Origin of the sequence: Tateyamaria omphalii (assembly GCF_014651375.1) — a bacterium.
Taxonomy (GTDB): Bacteria; Pseudomonadota; Alphaproteobacteria; order Rhodobacterales; family Rhodobacteraceae; genus Tateyamaria; species Tateyamaria omphalii.
Map to the genome: position 1 here is coordinate 115,269 of NZ_BMWT01000004.1, position 20,144 is coordinate 135,412.

Here is a 20,144-nt window from a genome sequence, read left to right on the forward strand (position 1 = left end):
GCACCACAGCGCGGAATCAAGGCCATAGGCCGCCGCGCATCCATTGCCCGGCAGGCGATTTTGCCAAAGCAAAATCTGCCGAGAGGGGGCAGGCCCTCCCGCGGCCTGTCGATCTGGCTTATCTTGGCACGCCGGTGAACCGGAGGATGGACTTGGCAGCCATAAAGCGCTGCAGAACAAAGACTGGATCGACAGCCCTGTGCCTGCCGCTACCGGGCCTTTTTGCGTTCACGACATTAAAGGAAAGTATCCCCGTTCGAACCACCCTGCCCGGCGGCACCGCCGGGCCGCGCCCGACCCTCCCCCGGGAGGGCGCATTGTCTACGTCACGCACCGAACCCATGATCTGCGCACTCCAATGCCTTGCGTTGCTGCAAGGTTGCGTGCGCCCACCCAGGCTCGGGCGCGGCCCTCATTCCTCCGCGTCGCTGTCCGGTCCATCGTCGTCCAAAAACCATCCGGCTACCTTGTGCGCCAAACCGATCAGCCAATTGACCTTTTTCTCGGTCTTCTGCCCTTGCTCGATCCCACGGCTTAGCGTGGTGATCCAATTCACCAACTTGGCGCGCCACACTCGCGCTGGTTTTTCCGTTTCGACCACACGATCAACAGCCGCCGCGATCTCTGCATTGGCCCGCTCCGTTGTGTCCTCAGCGACCACCTCCGGCAATTGGCGCAACGCCTGGCGTTCTTCCTGCGTAGGATACCTGCACGTTTCCAACGCGGCGAGCCGCGCAATCCTATCCCTGATCAGATCGCTATGGTCGCACATCTCCTCAACAGAAACATAGAGCGTGTTTTTTAAGGAAATAAGCGACCGATCCTCTGGGTACATATCGCCGATATTGTGTTGCAACCCCATGCATGCATTCCAGAAAGCAGTTGCGACATTGCTGTGCTGATCCCGGTATTCGGTGCATGCCATTTGGATCAGGCGGGCTTCATCCGAGTTTTCGGAAAATCCATTTGTCCCATCGGTCGCCAAGACAGCACGCAATGCAATTTCAACCTGTCCAATCGCAAATGAAATCGGTTCATCGGCGATTTGAAGATCGGGTTCGAGATCGAATTTCCCGTCACTGGTTTTGACCAGCTGCGGCCCCACGCGTGTTTTCAGCCGTGCCTCAATCTCCCGGATCGCTTCTGCCACCTTAGAGACGGCATCATCACTATCCCAAACTCTGGAATCAATTTTTGCGATCTCAGACGCGAAACCCCAATCACGAAAAGTGCCGTTCCATACCCCTAAGTACCAATCCAGCCAAAACGCCCATTGCGGATCATTGGTTAGAAACTCTTGCCAAGCGAGATGCGAGGCTGCGACGTCGTGAGGAACTTCTACGTCATGCCAAAGTGGCGTCGCTAGCAATGCAGCTGAACCGGTCCGTGCATCCAATTCCACCGCTGCGAGTGACTCCGAAGAGGATGTAGCCGCAGTCGTTGTCGCCTGACCGGCCATAGAATCTGAATAGTCGTTATAGTGGGCAGCTGTGTTAGCTGCATATCCTATGGACGCTGCAGCAAACTGCGCTCTAGTACTTGATCTCTCTTTTTTGCAGTATTTTCCTGCGGCGTAGCCAACCGCGACGGCTGCTTTTCCAAAGTCATCGTGCAAAGCAGAACCCTTGTAAGCTCGCGCGATGCTGATCAATGCTGCCCTAAAGGCCAAAAGAGTAGTTTTCTCCGGGCTTTCGTCGGAGGCAGAAAAGTACAACGCAAACACACGCAGAGCCGAGCGGCTTGCTATGATACACCGTCTTTCTGGGGTTTGAGTTTTGAACCAACTCCTTGCTTCCTCAAAATCCGAAAAATCCACCTCACCCACACCAACACCCCACCTGCAACACACCACCCATTGACCAACCCCAAAAACCCTTACATATCCCAACCATGACACCGCTCTCACATATCCGCAATTTCTCCATCGTCGCTCATATCGACCACGGGAAATCGACCCTCGCCGACCGGCTTATCCAGTCCACCAACACCGTGGCCGACCGGGACATGAAGGAACAGCTGCTTGACAGCATGGATATCGAACGCGAGCGGGGCATCACGATCAAGGCCAACACCGTCCGCATCGACTACACCGCCAAGAATGGCGAGGCCTATGTCCTGAACCTTATCGACACCCCCGGCCATGTGGACTTTGCCTACGAGGTTTCCCGATCCATGCGCGCCGTCGAAGGCTCACTTCTGGTCGTCGACAGCACGCAAGGGGTCGAGGCGCAGACCCTCGCCAACGTCTACCAGGCCATCGACGCCGACCACGAAATTGTCCCCGTTTTCAACAAGATCGACCTACCGGCTTCCGACATCGACCGCGTCGCCGAACAGGTCGAGGATGTGATCGGCATCGACGCCTCGGGCGCCATCGCGGTGTCGGCCAAAACGGGCGAGGGGATCATGGAGACGCTGGAATCCATCGTCACCGAACTGCCCGCACCTCAGGGCGACCCCGACACCGACCTCAAGGCCATGCTGGTCGACAGCTGGTACGACAGCTACCTCGGTGTCATCGTCCTGATCCGCGTCATCGACGGGCGGCTCAAAAAGGGCGAAAAGGTCAAATTCGTCTCCAACGGCTCCATCCACCACGTGGACCGCGTCGGCGTCTTCCGCCCGCAGATGGAGATGGTCGACTCCTTGGGCCCCGGCGAAATCGGTTTCCTCACCGCCTCGATCAAACAGGTCCGCGACACCCGCGTCGGCGACACGATCACCCACGAACGCAAGGAAGTCGAACCGCTCCCCGGCTTCAAACCCGCCCAGCCAGTGGTCTTCTGCGGCCTCTTCCCTGTGGACTCTGCCGAGTTCGAAGACCTCCGCGACGCCATCGACAAACTCGCCCTCAACGACGCGTCCTTCAGCTTCGAAATGGAAACCTCCGCCGCCCTCGGCTTCGGCTTCCGCTGCGGCTTCCTGGGGCTTTTGCACCTCGAAGTGATCCGCGACCGGATCGAGCGGGAATACGGCATCGAACTGATCACCACGGCCCCCTCGGTCATCTACCACGTCCACATGCGCGACGGCACGATGATGGAGCTGCACAACCCCGCCGACATGCCCGACCTCACGCACGTGGATCACCTTGAAGAGCCACGGATCAAGGCCACGATCCTCGTGCCCGACGACTATCTCGGCGACGTGCTGAAGCTGTGCCAAGACCGCCGCGGCATACAGGAAGATCTCACCTACGCCGGCTCCCGCGCCATGGTCGTCTATGACCTGCCGCTGAACGAGGTGGTGTTCGACTTCTACGACCGGCTGAAATCGGTGACCAAGGGCTATGCCTCCTTCGATTACCAACTGACGGGCTACCGCACGGACAACCTGGTGAAAATGTCGATCCTTGTGAATGATGAGCCGGTGGACGCCCTGTCGATCATGGTCCACCGCGACCGGGCCGAGATGCGCGGACGCGCCATGGTCGAAAAACTCAAAGACTTGATCCCCCGCCACATGTTCAAAATCCCGATCCAGGCGGCAATTGGCGGTAAGGTCATCGCGCGCGAGACGCTGTCGGCAATGCGCAAGGACGTGACCGCAAAATGCTATGGCGGAGATGCCACACGGAAACGGAAACTGCTGGACAAACAGAAAGCCGGTAAAAAGAAGATGCGGCAGTTTGGGAAAGTTGATATACCGCAAGAAGCGTTTATTTCAGCGCTGAAAATGGATAGTTAGACCAGCTCAGAGCATTGTAGTGGCAAAAGGCGAATTCGAAAACGACCGGTTTGTTAAAGGCATTGGCGTCGTTTTAAATTTCCTGGTTCCCGCTATGATTGCAGGTGTTGGAGCTATTCTGCTGTATTTTTCGTCTGAGCTTAGATCCTTACAGCGTTCGCAAGCCGAAACGAATGTGAAACTGGCGGGTATGCCCGCGGTGGATATGGAGCAAGTGAGATCTGCTCTCGCGGCTGAATTGGCTCAGCTGGATTTGGTGACAATCCAGCAAATTTCAGACATTGTGAACTATAGTTCTCAAAATGCCGAGAAATATCTCGAAGCGCGTTTAGCTAAAATCGAGACAGAGTTGCTTTTGGTGAAAGGCGTTGCGCTCAAGATCGACAAGAACATGGAGCGCTCAATTCGGAACGAAGCTCAGTTGTCTCAACTCGATCCGGCACCAAACCGAAGGTCGCCGACCCTGGATGCACGCGATATTCTGTTCAGTTTCTCTGACCAGGTTTCGCGGGTGAACTATCAATTTGAAGTTCTCGAAAACTCGTTGCAGAACACGCGACGCACAGCCTTGGCAACCAATGGCACGATCCGAACTCTCGACAACGAACTCAGGGATTTGGGTGGACGTATCTCCACTGTTGAACAGCAACTGGAAAGCCGGCTGACAGATGTCAAATCTGAGCTGAACGCGCTCAAAAAAATTCTGAGCGGTGGTGAGCGTGTTGGCAGTATCGATGAAGCCCTCGTCAACCTTGTGTGTGAGCAAGTCGCGCGCGGTACGGCAAATGACTTTTCAGCCATAACCTTCTTTGATGTCCCGAATATCACTGAACTTGTCAGTTTTATCCGAGAGCAAGGCAATGAAGATCTTCTTCAGGTTTCATATGCGTGCGACACCGCATTCATAATCAGGCGGAACCCAAACCTATTGAACGAAACAGTGTCAAACGCAGTGGACGATCTGGCAACCGCTTTGAATGCGATCGTTTTGGATCAATCACAATCCATCCTCTTTGGGCCAACGCTGGCCAAAAACAAGTAGTGTTGTCGGTCGGCTCCGGCCTTGGGGGAAAAGTTTCGTATGGCATGGCACAGCAATACTCTGCTCTAAGACATCATTGCTGACCAAACGTAAGTCCCTTGGGAAATTGCGAATTTCCGCATTATCCCCAGCTTCTTCACAGGAAATCCACAAGCAATATCAACAGCTTATCCCCAAGAAATTTCGCAGAGTCGTCATTTTTCCTTTGCACGACTCACCCACTTTGCCCCAACCTCTACCTACCGGCGCAGAGTTCCTTGAACGACGCGGTGGACGCAAAGGCCCCGGAGGCAACGAGATGATCAGGACGGACCGCAAGGTGCAGCTTGGACATCAACGGGCAACTGGATGCAGGTCGGATCGTGTGGCTCCGAAAGGGGTGTGGCGAAAGGGCGGTGTCAGCAGGGTCGATGCGAGGGGCGGTTTGGCTTCTGTCAGGCAGTCCCGGCGAATGGCGGTAACGTCACGAGCAAGCTGGGCCAACATGTCGCCCTCTGGGGGGATGATGAGGTTCAACGAGGCGTCAGGGTGTGTCTTCGGGCACGGCACGGATTTCGGTTCGCGCACCTGGCGCCTTTTCGTTGTCTGATCAAAACCTCGCGCCCTGTGTGCTTCTGTCTCCCGCTGTCCATGGACCTTTCTTCTGGCGCCAATTCTCTGCACGGTTTGACCGACATCAATGCACATGCCCAAGCCCTCGTGCACACTGCCTGAAACGCAAGTAACGGAGGCTCCACATGCAGCGCTTCATGCTGTTCTTTGTCCTGCACATCTTTATCGGCTCTACCATGGCGGGTACGGGGGTCATCGCCGCCCTGACAATGGGCTATGGCGGCGCCAATCCCATACTGATTGCAGCGGCCATCGGGTTTCTTGCTGCATTCCCAGTCACATGGTTGGTGCAGCGACAGATAACGGGCTGAGAGAATCGGGAACACAAAGTCTGCGTATGGCGGGTCCACACCCGCCTTGGGACTGCGTTTGGTCTGGCCGATGATCCTTGCGGTTCCACTGTCCTTATCTTGAACAAGCCTTTGGCGCCAAGGGGCAGGTGTCACGTGTTTCTGTGGCTTTTAGGAGGCCGGCTTTGGATGCCCGAAACAACCCTGCTTGCGCGCTGGGAACCGGGCGGCGTCCGGTGCGTCAAACGGCCCGGTACCCGTTGGCGGAGTGCCAGGATGCCATCGGCAGTTTTGCAGGATATCCGCCTTCAAAACTGAAATGGCGCGGGCATCGCTGTTCCCGCACCAGTCGGGTGACCAAATACCAGCGGTCAGTTGTAGCCGAAGGATCCGTCTTCCATCCACTGCGGCGATCCAATCCCTGCCCGCATCAGCAAACAAGCGGTGCCCTTGCGCTGGAAATAGAGCGCTTCCAACGCGTACCATCCCGCTTCTGGCACATTGGCTTCAACCTGCTCGCTGGGGTCACACCCGTGCACGCCGTCAAAATAGACAACTTCCTCTCCACCGATCTTCATCTGCAATCCGTCATTGCTCATGAAATCTATTTTGTAAGTGCCCGGCTCATCAAAGCGGACATAGCCTTCGATGACGGCAATGACCTTGTGCGCTTTGCCAGAGGTTAAGGTTTCGTCGCCTTCGGCTGTATCACGATAGTCCAAACCAGCAAGTGGCTTGCCGGGTTTTGCCTTTGCATAGGCGCGCTCGGCTTCGCTGAGAGTACGCACGCTATCAAAGTAGTACTTCACAGAAAGGCCCTGCGTCAGGTCAGTCGGCTGCGGATCGGCTGGTGTGAGTTTGAGAGGGGCGGCAAGTGTGGTCGTCGCAAGCACGGCCATAGCGGCGGCCAAGGCGGCCGTCTTAAAAATCGTCATTTGATACTCCCGTTGGTCCTGACCGCTTTTGGTGCGGCCTTGAATCACTGGGACCTTAGAAGGCCTTGTTAGCGTCTGACAACAGTACGCACGGGAATCGTGATCAAACAGTCTCGCAACTACACGGTACGGTAGAAAAGATACCGATCAGGCGCGATTGAATCGGGTCCGCAGATCTGTTCGAGGCCGACGAGTGGCTGTTGTGACAGGATCAGACCGCCGGGTTGCATCAACGCGGCGATCAGGGGGCTCAGGCGCATCCCTTCTTCGACATCCTTTTCCTTGACACCATAGCCAAAGTCGTAATGCGCAAGCGCCATCTTGTGCCCTTGGTCGGCCAACCGGGTGAGCATGGCTTCTGCCTCGCCTTCGAGAAAGTCTTCGGCTGGGGGGATACAGCTTGGGTGGCATTTCAGCATCCGGTCGACCACCCAGATGCGGCGATCGGGCAGTTCCTGGCGCAAGTGATCGTAGGTCCGGCCATTGCCCAAACCCATTTCCAGGACGTCGCCTTCCAGCGTGGCGATCTTCTTTGCGGCCCAGTTGATACCATCGATCTGCGCGCTCAATCGCCGCCGCATCGATTCCAATCTGCTCATTTCGTTGTCTCCATCGTCCACGGCGTTGCGCCGCCAGACAGCATTTCGTTTACAAAGCTCTGGGTGAAAGCCCAGATCGCGGGTGTGTGAACCAGGTGATGCGTCAAAAGACCGAGAGGTTCTTGTGAGTCTTCAGTCCTTTGCCGCCGAGCAGCCAAATGCGCCACTGTCGTTGCCACCAGCGTTTCGGGCGCGATGAGGTCGCGTGTGCCCTTCCACCATATCGGGTCGATATGAGTATTGATCTGCATCAGTCCCGGCGCCGCATTGATGCTTTTGCGCGGCCCGAATGTGGATATCACCTCGAACCCTTGATCGCGCAGTTTGGGGATTAGTGCAGGCTGAACCCGGTTCCACGGTGGCACGAACATGCGCCGCAACTGCGTGCCAAACAGATCGCGCATGCGGGCCAAGCCAAGCGCGCTATCATTGGCCAAGTCTGGTCGATCTGTCAGGAACTCGTTCTTCTTCTCGTCCGGTCCGCTGTGATCCTGGTGAGCCCATCCGTGAACGACAGGGATCAATTGCTCACCATCGACGCATCCGGCCAGCTCAGCCGTTGCGTGGGCCGGTATGACCGCCAAGTGAACGGGCAGTTCAGTCGCTCGAGACAGGTCTTCCAGTTGCTCAAGTTCAGAAGTCGGGGCAACTGCATCATCGTCGCGCCACCAGAATGGAACGGGCAGCCCATCGTGTCGACACGCGGCCAGTTCGGTGCGCAGGGGGGTCCAATCAATTTGCATGTGACGCCTCAACTAGCAGTCCGTGCACGATCTCCACACTTGTTTTGGCGCCCGTCATGCCGGTCGTCCGAGGCGAGCGTCGTTCCTGCTGTGCAAGCTTACCGATGGCATCTGCCAGCGTTGGTCCCGACAGGTTCGCCTGCCTTACCACCGACACGGCGGGTAGGGTGGCCAGGGCATCCGCACGCAACCCCTGTTCGACTTCGCCGCCATCGTCAAACGGGACAAAGACAGCCGGAACGCCGGTCTGCAACACGTCGAGCGCCGTGTTATACCCACACATGGACACTGACGCGGTCGCACCCACAAGCAACTCGCGAAAATCGGGGCGGGGGCCTTCGACCACCACGTTGGCCGGGGCGCGGTTTGCCCAGAAAGTGCGGCGCGCATCGTCACCACCGACAAGAAAACGCCACGAATGATCGGCATTCAGTTTCGCCGCTTCGCACGCGGCCTCAAAGACCTTGTCGCCAACGTCACCGCCACCTGCGCTGACAAGGATCTCACTGTGGCGAGGAGCAATCATATCTGGCGCGCCGGGCGCCACAAAACCGGTGTAACGCAGTTTGGGGCGCAGCCTTTCCGACACGGGCCAGCTTGCGTCCAATGTCACGACCTCGGGGTCAGAGTGAACCAGCACGGCGTCATAGAAGCGGTCCACGAACTGATCGGCAAAGGTGACTTTGGCTGGTTTGGAGGGCGGCGCGAGGATGTCGCGAATGGATGACAGGATGAGGGGGCGCGACGGCAAGCCATCGGCTGCTTCAAGCAGAGCCTGGAACTCGGCCTTCAAAGTACGGCGGCCAAACGGGAACAGTTCGGTGATCAAAACGTCGGGGCTCTGCTGTACGATATGATCAAGCAATGTGGCCTGTCGGGCGGCCAGATAAGCGTCATCTGCAACCTCACCCGCGTCGGTGAGAAGTGTCGAAAAATCAGTGCCGTTCGATTGCAACGGCGGCAAGTGCACAAGGGTAAGGCCCGCGCTGTCGAAATGCGGAACAGGTTTGCCCCCGCTGATCACCGTCACAGTATCACCGGCGGCAACAAAGGCGCGGCCAAGGGTCAGTGCCCGCGCCAGATGCCCGGTGCCCAGCAGATGTGTGACCACAATCGTGACCTCCATTAGCGCGCCTCTAACCGTTGAGCGTCGGGCAACAGTGTCAGTGTGCCGGTATCGACTTGGAGGATGAACAAGCGGTTTCGTTTGATCCGAAATGGCGCTGGCCCGTCAAAGTCCCATCCGGTGGCCATGGCCATTAACACGCGCATTGTACCGATATGGCAGACGGCCACAGTGTCACGTATCAGCCCGTCCAGCCACGGCCGCACGCGCGCGCGCAGACTGTCCGGGCTTTCGCCGCCCGGAGGGCAGTAGTGCCATCCCCAGTCTTCGATATGGCGAAATCCAGTGGTCGCATCAGCAGACAACTCCGCACCATGGCGCCCTTCCCAATCGCCCCAGTTCATTTCGATCAAACAGGGTTCGACACGTGGCGTGCGTCCGGCGACCAGTTCGGCGGTTTCCGTGGCGCGGGCCAGCGGGCTCGACACCAGATCGGCGTTCTGGAAATCATCGGGCAACCGGAAGCCCGCCAAGTCGCGGCGCGCTGTGTCATCAAGGGGAATATCGCTGCGGCCCTGCAAGCGACCCTCGCGGTTCCATGCGGTGTGACCGTGACGCAAAAGTGCCAGACGGATCATGTCATTCCCTCGATGGCCGCGCGCAGTGTTCCAGCGGCAGCGGGCAGAAGATGGTGCTCTCCAATTTGCGTGCGGGCCTGAGCGCCCAAGGTTTCCATCGTTGCCCGATTGGTCAGCATATCAGTCAACCGTGCGGCCATCGCATGTGGTCCCTCCGCGACGGCGGGTTGCATCCCGGCCACCACGTCGCGCACCCCCGGTCGGTCCTGGGCGACAACAGGCAATCCAGCCGCCTGCGCTTCCAGATAGGCATAGCCGAACGCTTCGTTCACGCCGGGCCAGAATAGCAGGCGGGCCTGTTCATATTGCAATTGCAATGCCTCTGCTGGAAGCGCCCCCAACATCCGCACACGCGCGCCACACGGGGCCATCAGGGTCGCAACCTCGGCTTCGGCCGGGCCGTCGCCCGCGATGTCCAGGTGCCAGTCCAGCGCAGGATCCAGCAGCGCCAGCGTGTCAGCGATCAGCTTGTAGGATCCCAACTTATCTCCGGCACGCATCATCCCAACGCTCAGCATGGCACCGGAATAGTCCGATTGCGCGGGCAATTCCTTGCGATCAAGGAACGGGCGCAGATGGGTCAGAACCTGACCAGCCGGTGCATCGCGGCGCAGCGTTTCCGCATCACGGGCTGTCACGTAGAAGATGGTATGGGCCTGATCGCTGGCAGCTTCCGCCGCCTGGGCAAAGCGGGCCCATGGTCCAGTCAGCCGTTTGCGTGCGCGTGTACTTTCAACCTGCACATATGGAATGCCCAAGGCCCGGGCAACCGGTGGGCCAATCAAATCCGGGGCCTTGTAATAGTTGTGATAGGTCAGCCAGCATTGCCAGGTTCCGGCATCGGGACCGGAGAGGATGCGCGCAACTTCCTTCTTTGCCTGCGCGGCCAGATCGGTCTGCAATGCGGTGTCACCCACGCGGTCATAGATCCGCAAGTCCGAGGCGACAGTCGCCACAAATCCGGCATGCTTCAGTGCCGTCATCAACGCGCGCGCCATGGTGCGGTCACCTGACGGCACCGGATGATCAGGTGCCTTCAGCGGTGCATAGAAAGCGACAGTCACGCAGCGCCCATGATGGCGCGCAAGCGCCGGGCAAGATGTGCGATGCCGGGCTGCATGGTGAAATCCGCATGCAGGCGGGCATGTGCAGCCTCGGCCATGGAAACACCCAGCGCCGGGTCGTGTGCAACGCGTGCCATCGCGTCGGCCAGCGTTACGGGATCATCACCGCTCAGGATGCCATGCACTCCGTCATCGATGAATTCCGGAATGGCAGAGATCGGGGTGCTCAGAATTGGCAGCTTCTGGCTTGCCGCTTCCATCAGCACATTGGGCAGGCCATCGCGGTCGCCATCCGCGGCCACACGACTGGGCAACACGAATAGGTTGGACTGTCGCATTGCATCGATCACCTCGGGTTGGTCGCATGCGCCGTGCCAAGTGATCCGGTCAGACAATCCCAGACGTTTAGCCTGTTGTTGCAAGGCGTCGGCCAAGGTTCCGCCACCAATATGGGTCCAATGCCAGTCCATATCTGCAGGTAAAAGAGCCATCGCGTCCAGCAACCGATCAAAACCCTTCTTCTCGACCAAGCGGCCCACAGACAGCATGTGAAACGGGTCGGTGGGGGTGCGCCGGGTGCGTTCAGGGGCGGGCGGGAAGCGTGACAGGTCCAAACCGTGATAGACAAGATCAACAGGTGTGTCCTTAGACAACCCGTTCAAATACTTTGCCCCCAGCGCCGTGCAGGTTGCACCAAAAGCGGCCCCGGCAGTTGCGCTGTCCAGCTTCTCTTGCAGTTCCCAATCGATCGAGGTCCAGATGTCCTTGGCATGGGCCGAAAAGGACCACGGCACGCCGCGCAGCATCGCGGCATAACGTGCAACGGATGACGGGGTATGCAGAAAGTGGGCGTATAGGGCGGTGGTGTCCGCAGGCAATTCGCGAGCCATCACGCAAGCCTGTCCAAAGCGACGCACGCGGTTGCGGGTCCGGTCGCGCGCAAGATCGCGCAGAAACTGGCGCAAGGCGGGCCAGAACGCGCGATGCGTTACCCCGAATAACAAGCCACGCAACACGCGCATAGGTTCGTCACCGAGGTATTCCGGTAGGTAGTGAACCTCGGCCTTCAGCCGATCATGCAGGGGGTGGGTTTTCTTGTCTGTTGGGTGGCGCAGGGACCAAATGGCAAAATCGATCCCCGCTTCTTCCAGCGCCACCAGTTCCTGCGCGATGAAGGTTTCGGACAAACGCGGCCAGCCTTTGACAGCGATGGCAAGGCGGGGGGATTTGGATGTCATTCTGCGGCGTCGGTCAACGAATGCTGCATAAGGGCCCGCGCACGTGCGTTGACGACGTCCAAGCCATCCAGAAGGCCATCAGCACCTGCTTCGGACGGACGTTTCTGGTGGGGCAGGGCGCGGATGGCCGAAACCATTGCGTCTGTGGTCAGCCCTTCACGGAAGCGATCCAGATTCCGGACCAGCCCGAGTTCCTCGGCCCGATGGGCGCGGATCCACTGTTCAAGGCGGGGTTTCGTGCGGGGCACGATGACCGCGCGTTGATCAAACGACAGAAGTTCGCAGAACGTATTGTAGCCACCCATGCAAATCACGCCTTCGGCCCCCGCAAACAGCGGCTCGATCTTGCTGTCGAAACCGGTTGAGGTGACGCGACCGCCAAGCGCTTCGACGCGTGTTTCGAACCGTTCGCGCACTTCGCCGGACAGGAACGGACCATAGACCAAAACGGCATGAGGATGCAGGTCAGGATCCTGTTCATATGCCGACAAAACAAGATCGACCATCGCGGCACCGTCGCCGCCACCGCCGGGGGTCACAAGGATATATGGTGTATCCGGAACTTCAGCGGCATCCACGATGCTGCGACGCAAGTAGCCGGTCCACACCGTCCTGCTGCGAACCGCAGAAGACAAGGGCAGACCCTGAGTCGGATCATAAACCGAGCGCATGCCATAAACCCATACTTCGTCGTAAAAGGCTTCGGTTGCTTCAACAGCACCCTTGCGGGCCCACTCAGCGGCGAGCACGTCGGGTTCGTCCAATACGTCACGCAGACCCAGAACGATGCGGGTCTTGCTGCGTTCACGCAGGCGCTTGAGGGTGTCCAGCAGTTCCCCGCGAAACCCGGTCGGTTCTTTATCTACAATCAGAAGGTCCGGTTCGTATTGGTCGATGGTGGAATCGATCAGCGCAGAGCGCAGGGCGGTTGTCGCCTCGATATCCATGCCTTCGGTCTGGCTGACATAGCTGCCATCGGCCAGTTTCTTGACACCCGGCAGGCGCACGTGATCCACCGCCGGTGGGAACGTGAACCGCCCGGCAACAGGGCTGCCCGTCAGAATGATGGCGCTCTCGGCAACCCCGGACTCGGTCAGAGCCGATGCCAGCGCGCGGCTGCGTCGCAGGTGCCCCAAGCCAAACGTATCGTGGCTGTACAGCACAACACGTCCCGGACGGGCACCAACCGCGGTCGGTGAAACAGGAGTGGAATGGGTCATTGTCGTCTTCTTTTCCCCGTCTCCTCATACGTCACCATCCTTGACGCTCAGAGAATCCCTCTGACGCGTATAGCACAGAGTTTGCATTCCCCAAGACAGCAACAGTTGACCTGCGGAACACCTATGCTCGCGCTATCGCAAAAATGGAACGCTTTGTAAAATTGGCGCGTATCAGACCAGTCGCGAATGTTCACGTCCAGGTAGATGCAATTGTCTTCGTACCTGCGGTCGCGTAGCTTCGCTGAAATCTGAAAGCTCTGCGATATCGCATATGACATACTCCCTTTCCCGCCTCTTGCTGCCACTCCTGATCGGCTTTGCACTCCTGTTTCCCACATTGCTGCACGCCCAGGGTCTGGGCAGTTTGCTGCCGGGGGCCAGTGCGACTGACACCGCCCCGGGCGACATCACAGATATAATGGAAAGTGCTGCACAGAATGGCGTCAACGTCATTGTCATCGACAGCGATGGGCGTGTGATCACCCAAACCGGCACACCTGCCACGTTCGACGAGGCACCGGGCAGCGGCACCACGCTGATGGCGATCCAGGACGAAGCGGTGGCCTTTCGCACGGCGTTGGTGGACCGATTGCTCAACCTGCCTGTAGCTTTCAACGAGGTGGCGTATATCCTGCGAGCGACCAGCCCGGATGGCACGATCTTTGCCTACGTGAAGGCTCTTCTGATCAGCATGGCGCTCTTCGCTGCCGGTATGGTGTTCGAAGCGCAGATATTTGGAAAACGTATCGCCAAACGCTTCGTCGTGGCCCGTATTCACGACGCGCCGGATGGCTACGTCGAAAAGATGCCCTTCCTCGTGTTCCGCTTTTTTATGGGGATTGTCGGAACGCTCGTTTCAATGGCCGTGGCGTATCTGCTTGGGGCGATCATCTTTGGTCCGCTCGAGGACGCGGCCATGCAATTCACCGTCACGTTGATCAATATCGGGTACTTCACGGCTCGGGTTGTGGCGGGGTTGTGGCGTATGATCCTGTCGCCTTATCTGCCACAGTATCGCATCCCGCTGTTCAGTGATGGCGACGCGCGCAAACTGCATCTGTGGTTGTCGGGGGCTGCGGCCTTTGGGTTTTTTGCGATCCTCTTCGGCGTCTGGATCGAAGAACTGGGCCTGAACAGCGAAGTCCATGTGTTTCTCTTCTCTTTGCTCAGCCTGATGGTGATGTGCCTGAATATCATGCTGGTCATCGCCAATGGCCGCGCAATCACCGGTGCGATCCTGAACGGCAAGGCGCCGTCGGATTCAACCTGGGTTCTGCGCACGCTGGCGCGGGTCTGGGGGCCGCTGGCCGTGTTGTATTTCCTGTTTGCATGGGGTGACCAGACCTATCACCTCGTCATTGGTGATCCTCAAGGCGTGCCGCTTCTGGCAGCGGCATGGGCCATTCTGACCACCATCATAGTGGTCTTTGGTGTCATCAATTTCTTTATCGAGCGCAGTTTCGCCCGTGCGCGTCTGGTGCGAGAGCACAACGCAACGACCCAGATCGCCGCTGAACCCGTTTCGGCACCGGTGACCACAGGCCCTCGGATCAGCACGTTCGAAGGGTTGGCACAAAGGGTTGCGGGCATCCTCGCTTTTGTCGCCGGGATCTATGCTTTCGTCACGATCTGGAGCCCCGATGCGCCCATGATGGGGGAAAGCTGGACCGACCGACTGCTCGACATCATCGTGATCCTGTTCATTGGGTACATTGCCTACAACGCCTTCCGTATCTGGATTGACGACAAGATCAGGGAAGAACAGGGCGATGTGCAGGAAGTGGAGTTGGGCGATGAAGGCGGCGGTTCATCCGCATCCCGCCTTGCCACCCTGCTGCCGCTGTTTCGCAATTTTGTCCTGATCGTCATTGTCCTGTCTATGCTGCTGATCACGCTCATGGAAATGGGGGTGAATGTCGGTCCGCTCTTTGCTGGTGCCGGCATCGTAGGTGTGGCTGTCGGCTTTGGCTCGCAATCGCTGGTGCGTGACATTTTCTCCGGCGCGTTCTTCCTGTTCGACGACGCCTTCCGCAAAGGCGAGTACATCGACGTAGGCGGGGTCAAGGGCACGGTGGAAAACATCAGCGTCCGCAGTTTCCAACTGCGCCATCACCTGGGCGCGCTGCACACCATCCCCTTTGGCGAAATCCAGGTGCTGACGAACTACTCCCGCGACTGGGTGATCATGAAGCTGCCCTTGCGCGTGACTTACGACACCGATGTCGAACACGTCCGCAAGCTGATCAAGAAGCTGGGGGTCGCCCTGCTGGATGATCCGGTCATCGGGGACAACTTCATCCAGCCGCTCAAGTCGCAGGGCGTGATCGAAATGCAGGACAGCGCCATGATCATCCGGGTCAAGTTCATGACCAAACCAGGCGATCAATGGCTGGTGCGCAAAAAGGTCTACGAGGAAATCCGCGCACTCTTTGAACGCGAGGGCATCAAGTTTGCACACCGTGAGGTGACAGTGCGGCTGGCCGATGGGCAGAAAGCCGATGACCTGACCGAAGAAGACCGCAAGGCGATCACCGCTGCTGCGCAGGCGTCTCTGGAAGAAGAGTTGCTTGAGGATGCGGCGGATTTTGCCGACGACCGGTGACAGGCAACAGCGCTCCAACGTTTCGAACAGCTTGACGAACGGCCCCAATTGGGCGTTCGAAGACCTGTGCAAACACCAACCCGGCGGCAACAGAGCCAAAGAACAGCAGGGCATCGCGCGACATGGTTTCGGTCGGGAACGCCGCGTCGATCAGGTGCAGAACAGGGTAGTGTACCACGTAGATCGAAAAGCTTGCTCCGGCCCACCAGCGCAGATGTGGATGGGCGCCTTGGTAGCCTTGCGCCAGTCGGGCCATACCTATGACGTGAAGGGCGGTCATCAGGCCAATCAGGGTGTTCCAGATGAATTCATCTGAAAAGACGAGGATGAACCGATAGTGACCGGGGGCGAAGGCTGCGGCAGTCACGTTCGCAAGGATGTCAGGAACATTCAGGGTCTGGCACAGGATGTAAGCCAACGGACCACCCCAAGCGAGAATGCGTGCTGTTGCAGCGCTCAACTGTGCCGCCCCGCCAGATTTGACGAAATGCCAGACAGCGACGCCCATCAACCATGCGGGCATCAGCAGCAGGATGCGTGGGCCAAAGACGATGGCCAGCGCCGCCAGCAGGACAACCCGGCGCACACCCGTACAAAACACGGCCACGCCAAACAAAACATAATATGCGGCTTCATAACTCAACGACCAAAGCGGGCCGTTTGTGCCCAACCGAACCCGTTCAAACAGGCCCCACTCATTGGACATGGTAAGCCCGCGGGCCAACATCTCCCACAAGGGAAGGGGTTGATAAAAACGATCTGGATAGGCCGATACATCCATGGGCCGCCCGATCTGGTCCAAGATGAATGTCAGCGCAAGCGCGGGCAACAGCACGGACAGTAGCCGCGTCAAGCGGTTGAACGCATAGGTGCCAAGCGTCTTGTCCCGCTCTGCGGCAAAGGCGATCACCAGCCCCGAAATGACAAAGAAGACGATGACGGCATCACTGCCGACATTCAGATCACGGACAAACTCGTAATCCCCGCGCGTGAACCGCGCATAGGCGACATGGGAAAACACCACGAGCAGGGTGGCAGCCACCCGCAGCGCGTCCAGCCACAGGGACAGACCACGTGTCATTGCGCAGTCTCACGGTTCTGCGGCGCAGAGGGATCATCTGTCCCCTTGGTCAGTGCTTCCCATGCCTCGACAAATGGGTGCAGCAAGGCGGCGCGCAGGGTTGGGTGTGGCTGTTCTATCGGGACACCGTTTTCATCCGACAGGCCAAAGCTCAGGATTTCATGCTCTTTTGGCACGTAGAGCGACCCGAACATCAGATCCCAAAAGGCGAACACCTCACCATAGTTCTTGTTGTAGTGCTTGGGGTCGTTCGAGTGGTGCACCTGATGTTGCGCCGGCGAGATCAGGATGTGCTCCATCACGCGCCCATAACTCAGCCAGACATGGCTGTGGCGCAGGTTGGCGCCGAAGGCGTTGAACAGGAAGTAGCCCGCGTTCACGCTGCCGATGGTCAGCACGTCAATCTTGCCCATCAACAGGAACAGCATCAACGCCTGCACCGATCCCACGACAACGGCATAGATGAACAAGCGGATCACGATGAACACCGGATGGTTCCGGTTCGCAGTCAGGGGCGTCAGCACTTCGGCGGAGTGATGTAAGGCATGGAACGGCCACAGGAACGCGTTCTCGTGGTGCAGCCTGTGCGCCCAATATTTGCAGAAATCCAGCGTCAGGATCATGATCATGGTGGCAAGCGCCAGCTTGCCCCATTCGCCCTGACCTACGGCGGGGGCTAGGTCGCCTCCTGTTGCGTCCAGCATCATTGTCAGTGCGCCTGCGGTCACAATCGGCGTCAACGTCACGGCAGCAAAGAACCCGGACACTGTCAGCAGCTTGTTAAATAGGAAGATCTGGATGTCGACCAGGTTCGATTTGTGCGTATAGACCGCGCGCGGCAGCAGGAAGGCCGTGAAAGATGTGGGCCGCCCGCGCACCCGCCAGATCACATAAACCAATGCGACAGTCAGGCAGAGGTAAAGCAACGCGAGACGCGAATTCCAGTCAAACAGGAACCCGGTGAATCCGTCCAGAAGTTCGTAAAAAGCGTCCATCTCGCCCTCGCGCGTCGTGTCTTGGGCACTGCGATAGGCGGCAAATTTGTTGAGAGTATGGCGACTTTAGGCGGAATTTTATTCGATTGTTTCGGGTGATGCGGCGCTACTCCACGCGGTGATGCGCGACCTTATTCTCATCCCAATTGATGCCAAGGCCGGGTCCACGGGCCGTCACGCAGCCATCCTCAACCGCGTAGGATTCGGTCATCACCCCGCCCGCCACATCCAGCCATTCCAGCAGATGTGCATTGGGTGTGGCGGCCAATGCATGGGCCGACGCTTCGACAAAGAGGTGGCTTGAGACGGGAACGCTTTTAGCCTCGGCCATGGCAGCGGCGCGGAACCAGCCGCTCAGCCCTCCGATCTTGATCATGTCGGGCATCGCGTAGTCCGTGGCTCCGACCATGCGCGCCGCGTCCGCTGGATGCCACCAATTCTCACCCGATTGAATGGTGGTGGACACAGCAGCACGGACGGATCGGTAGCCCGCCAAATCTTCGGCGGGCACCGGCTCTTCGACCCATGTCAGGTCCAACCCGGCCGCTTCAAGGGCGCGGATGCGGGCGATTGCTTCGGGCGCATCGAAGGCCTGATTGTAGTCCAGCATGAGCTTCCGTTCGGGCCCGATCATGTCGCGCACCACGCGCAAGGCTGCCACGTCCTCGGCCACTGTCGGAAAGCCCAGCTTGACCTTGATGGCCGTGAATCCACGCGCCAGCGATGCTTCGATCAGCGCTTCATCGCGACCTGGTACAAACAGGCCTTGGCTGTCATAGCACGGCACGGGGTGCGGCGTGGCGCCGAACAAGGCACAAACGGGCTGGCCCGCCGCCTTGCCCTGCGCATCCCACAGCGCAAGGTCCAGACCGGCCAGCGCCATGCCCACCATCCCCTGCCTCCCCAGCAGCCTGAACTGCGATGCGGTCTGTCGATCCACATCCGCCGGATGAGCTGGGGACCCAGCCAGCATCTCTGACAGGTCCGTCAGAAAGGTCACCAGCGGCTTCAGCATCAGTGGGGTGTAGCCAAAGATGTAGGCGCTTCCGCTGACACTCTGATCCGTCTCCACATCCACCAGCACCAGGGGTGCCGCAGGGATCGATGCCTGCGCCGTCGTGATGGGCACCGCCAACGGTGCCATCACCGCCCGCGCCTTGATCCGTTCAATCCGCATCAGTCGTTATAAGGATCCAGACTGTCGCGCAGCCCGTCACCAAGGAAGTTAAAGGCCAGAACGACAATGATGATCGGCAGCATCGGAATGGCTGTCCACGGGTAAATCTCAATGCTCGCCAGGTTCTGCGCATCATTCAGCATCACCCCCCATGACACAGCTGGGGCACGCAAACCAAGACCAAGGAAGGACAAAGCCGTCTCGCCCAAAATCATTGCCGGGATCGACAAGGTGGCTGACGCAATCAGGTGCGACATGAAGTTTGGCAACAAATGCCGCCGGATGACCCGCGACGGTTTCGCCCCCATCATCTCTGCCGCCCGCACATATTCCTCCTCTCTCAACGAGAGGAATTTACTTCGGACCGCCCTTGCCAACCCCGGCCAATCCAGCAGGCCGAGGATGATACTGATTATGAAAAAGACAGATACCGGCCCCCAATTTGACGGCACGGCGGCGGACAAGGCCAGCCACAAGGGCAGTTCTGGCAAGGATCGCAAAATCTCGATGGCGCGGTTCACGACCCAATCGACCCAACCACCAAAATAGCCCGCAATGGCCCCAAACCCGATGCCGAGGATAAAAGACACGGTGATGCCGATTAGACCCACGGTCAGCGACAGTTGCGCGCCGTAGGAGATGCGCGAGAACACATCCCGCCCCAGCCGGTCCGAGCCAAAGATAAACACGGTCGCTCCCTCGGGCGCGCAGAACAGGTGCTTGTCGGCGGGGATCAGGAAGAACAGCTTGTATTCCGTCCGCTCGCAAAAGAACTGAAGCGGCATTGGGCGCGAGGTGTCCGTCTCGTACACCCACTGGAAGTTCTCAAGATCAGCGCTCCCGATGGTTGGATAGACAAAGGGGCCAACAAATTGCCCCTCGTGCCAGAACTTGATGGCTTGCGGTGGATGATACAGGTGATCGGCGCTGCGTTCATTCGGAGTGTAGGGCGAGATGAACCCAGCAAACGGGATCGCCAAATAGGCCAGAAACAGGAAGATGCCGGACACCAATGCCAGCTTGTGCCTGCGGAACTTGCGCCACACCAGAACCCAGTTGGGCGCATCCATGTCGGACCGCTCGGGGGCGGACAGGTCCACATTAGGATCATAGGGGGCGTCGTCGATGAAACGGCCGTCGGGCAGGGTGCTCATG

At 58.6% G+C, this 20,144-nt stretch carries 18 protein-coding genes; 4 read left to right on the forward strand and 14 right to left on the reverse strand.

The features are described 5' to 3' along the window. Nucleotides 1-412 precede the first annotated feature (412 nt). Entirely contained in the window at nt 413-1,825 is a 1,413-nt protein-coding gene (locus IE087_RS14630; protein ID WP_189370110.1) for a hypothetical protein, read from the reverse strand. Nucleotides 1,826-1,890: 65 nt separating this feature from the next. Here IE087_RS14630 and lepA point away from each other — a divergent pair, with 65 nt between their 5' ends. Together lepA and IE087_RS14640 are read left to right on the forward strand one after the other, a co-directional pair. After that, nucleotides 1,891-3,687, forward strand: a complete 1,797-nt coding sequence (gene lepA, locus IE087_RS14635; RefSeq protein WP_189370111.1) for a translation elongation factor 4 — start codon at nt 1,891-1,893, stop codon at nt 3,685-3,687. A gap of 19 nt (nt 3,688-3,706) precedes the next feature. Then, the gene (locus tag IE087_RS14640) at nt 3,707-4,729 is read left to right on the forward strand and encodes a hypothetical protein (RefSeq protein ID WP_189370112.1); all 1,023 of its coding nucleotides are present in this window, start codon (nt 3,707-3,709) and stop codon (nt 4,727-4,729) included. Nucleotides 4,730-5,062: 333 nt separating this feature from the next. Here IE087_RS14640 and IE087_RS14645 read toward each other — a convergent pair whose 3' ends face one another. Beyond that, a complete protein-coding gene (locus tag IE087_RS14645) occupies nt 5,063-5,245 on the reverse strand; it encodes a hypothetical protein (protein ID WP_189370113.1) in 183 nt (60 codons plus the stop codon). A gap of 221 nt (nt 5,246-5,466) precedes the next feature. Between IE087_RS14645 and IE087_RS14650 the strand changes: the two genes are divergently transcribed. After that, complete coding sequence (locus tag IE087_RS14650; RefSeq protein ID WP_189370114.1) at nt 5,467-5,652, forward strand: CTP synthetase; 186 nt, start codon at nt 5,467-5,469, stop codon at nt 5,650-5,652. 350 nt (nt 5,653-6,002) lie between these two features. On the opposite strand, the gene IE087_RS14655 is transcribed toward IE087_RS14650, so the two are convergent. The 8 genes from IE087_RS14655 to IE087_RS14690 form a co-directional block, all read right to left on the reverse strand. Then, a complete protein-coding gene (locus IE087_RS14655; protein ID WP_189370115.1) occupies nt 6,003-6,566 on the reverse strand; it encodes a PA14 domain-containing protein in 564 nt (187 codons plus the stop codon). Nucleotides 6,567-6,685: 119 nt separating this feature from the next. After that, nucleotides 6,686-7,165 carry a class I SAM-dependent methyltransferase gene (locus IE087_RS14660; protein WP_189370116.1) on the reverse strand — a complete coding sequence of 160 codons (480 nt, stop codon included), beginning with the start codon at nt 7,163-7,165 and terminating at the stop codon, nt 6,686-6,688. Further along, the gene (locus tag IE087_RS14665; protein WP_189370117.1) at nt 7,162-7,908 is read right to left on the reverse strand and encodes a polysaccharide deacetylase family protein; all 747 of its coding nucleotides are present in this window, start codon (nt 7,906-7,908) and stop codon (nt 7,162-7,164) included. Before IE087_RS14665 ends, IE087_RS14660 begins: the two co-directional genes overlap by 4 nt. After that, entirely contained in the window at nt 7,898-9,034 is a 1,137-nt protein-coding gene (locus IE087_RS14670) for a glycosyltransferase family protein (protein ID WP_189370118.1), read from the reverse strand. Before IE087_RS14670 ends, IE087_RS14665 begins: the two co-directional genes overlap by 11 nt. Continuing rightward, nucleotides 9,034-9,612, reverse strand: coding sequence for a histidine phosphatase family protein (locus IE087_RS14675; RefSeq protein WP_189370119.1), 579 nt, complete (start codon nt 9,610-9,612; stop codon nt 9,034-9,036). Before IE087_RS14675 ends, IE087_RS14670 begins: the two co-directional genes overlap by 1 nt. Then, nucleotides 9,609-10,676 carry a glycosyltransferase family 4 protein gene (locus IE087_RS14680; RefSeq protein WP_373296517.1) on the reverse strand — a complete coding sequence of 356 codons (1,068 nt, stop codon included), beginning with the start codon at nt 10,674-10,676 and terminating at the stop codon, nt 9,609-9,611. Before IE087_RS14680 ends, IE087_RS14675 begins: the two co-directional genes overlap by 4 nt. Further along, complete coding sequence (locus IE087_RS14685) at nt 10,673-11,914, reverse strand: glycosyltransferase family 4 protein (protein ID WP_189370120.1); 1,242 nt, start codon at nt 11,912-11,914, stop codon at nt 10,673-10,675. The genes IE087_RS14680 and IE087_RS14685 overlap by 4 nt, the downstream gene beginning before the upstream one ends. Continuing rightward, nucleotides 11,911-13,134: a glycosyltransferase family protein gene (locus tag IE087_RS14690; RefSeq protein WP_189370121.1), complete on the reverse strand. Its 1,224-nt coding sequence runs from the start codon at nt 13,132-13,134 to the stop codon at nt 11,911-11,913. Before IE087_RS14690 ends, IE087_RS14685 begins: the two co-directional genes overlap by 4 nt. A gap of 271 nt (nt 13,135-13,405) precedes the next feature. On the opposite strand from IE087_RS14690, the gene IE087_RS14695 reads away from it, so the two are divergent. Then, a complete protein-coding gene (locus IE087_RS14695) occupies nt 13,406-15,736 on the forward strand; it encodes a mechanosensitive ion channel family protein (RefSeq protein WP_189370122.1) in 2,331 nt (776 codons plus the stop codon). On the opposite strand, the gene IE087_RS14700 is transcribed toward IE087_RS14695, so the two are convergent. The 4 genes from IE087_RS14700 to IE087_RS14715 form a co-directional block, all read right to left on the reverse strand. After that, nucleotides 15,663-16,817, reverse strand: a complete 1,155-nt coding sequence (locus IE087_RS14700) for an acyltransferase family protein (protein ID WP_189370123.1) — start codon at nt 16,815-16,817, stop codon at nt 15,663-15,665. The genes IE087_RS14695 and IE087_RS14700 overlap by 74 nt on opposite strands. Further along, nucleotides 16,814-17,812 carry a sterol desaturase family protein gene (locus IE087_RS14705; protein ID WP_189370124.1) on the reverse strand — a complete coding sequence of 333 codons (999 nt, stop codon included), beginning with the start codon at nt 17,810-17,812 and terminating at the stop codon, nt 16,814-16,816. Before IE087_RS14705 ends, IE087_RS14700 begins: the two co-directional genes overlap by 4 nt. A 106-nt stretch (nt 17,813-17,918) precedes the next feature. Then, complete coding sequence (locus IE087_RS14710; protein ID WP_189370125.1) at nt 17,919-18,989, reverse strand: enolase C-terminal domain-like protein; 1,071 nt, start codon at nt 18,987-18,989, stop codon at nt 17,919-17,921. Further along, a complete protein-coding gene (locus tag IE087_RS14715) occupies nt 18,989-20,143 on the reverse strand; it encodes an ABC transporter permease (protein WP_189370126.1) in 1,155 nt (384 codons plus the stop codon). Before IE087_RS14715 ends, IE087_RS14710 begins: the two co-directional genes overlap by 1 nt. Nucleotide 20,144 lies beyond the last annotated feature (1 nt).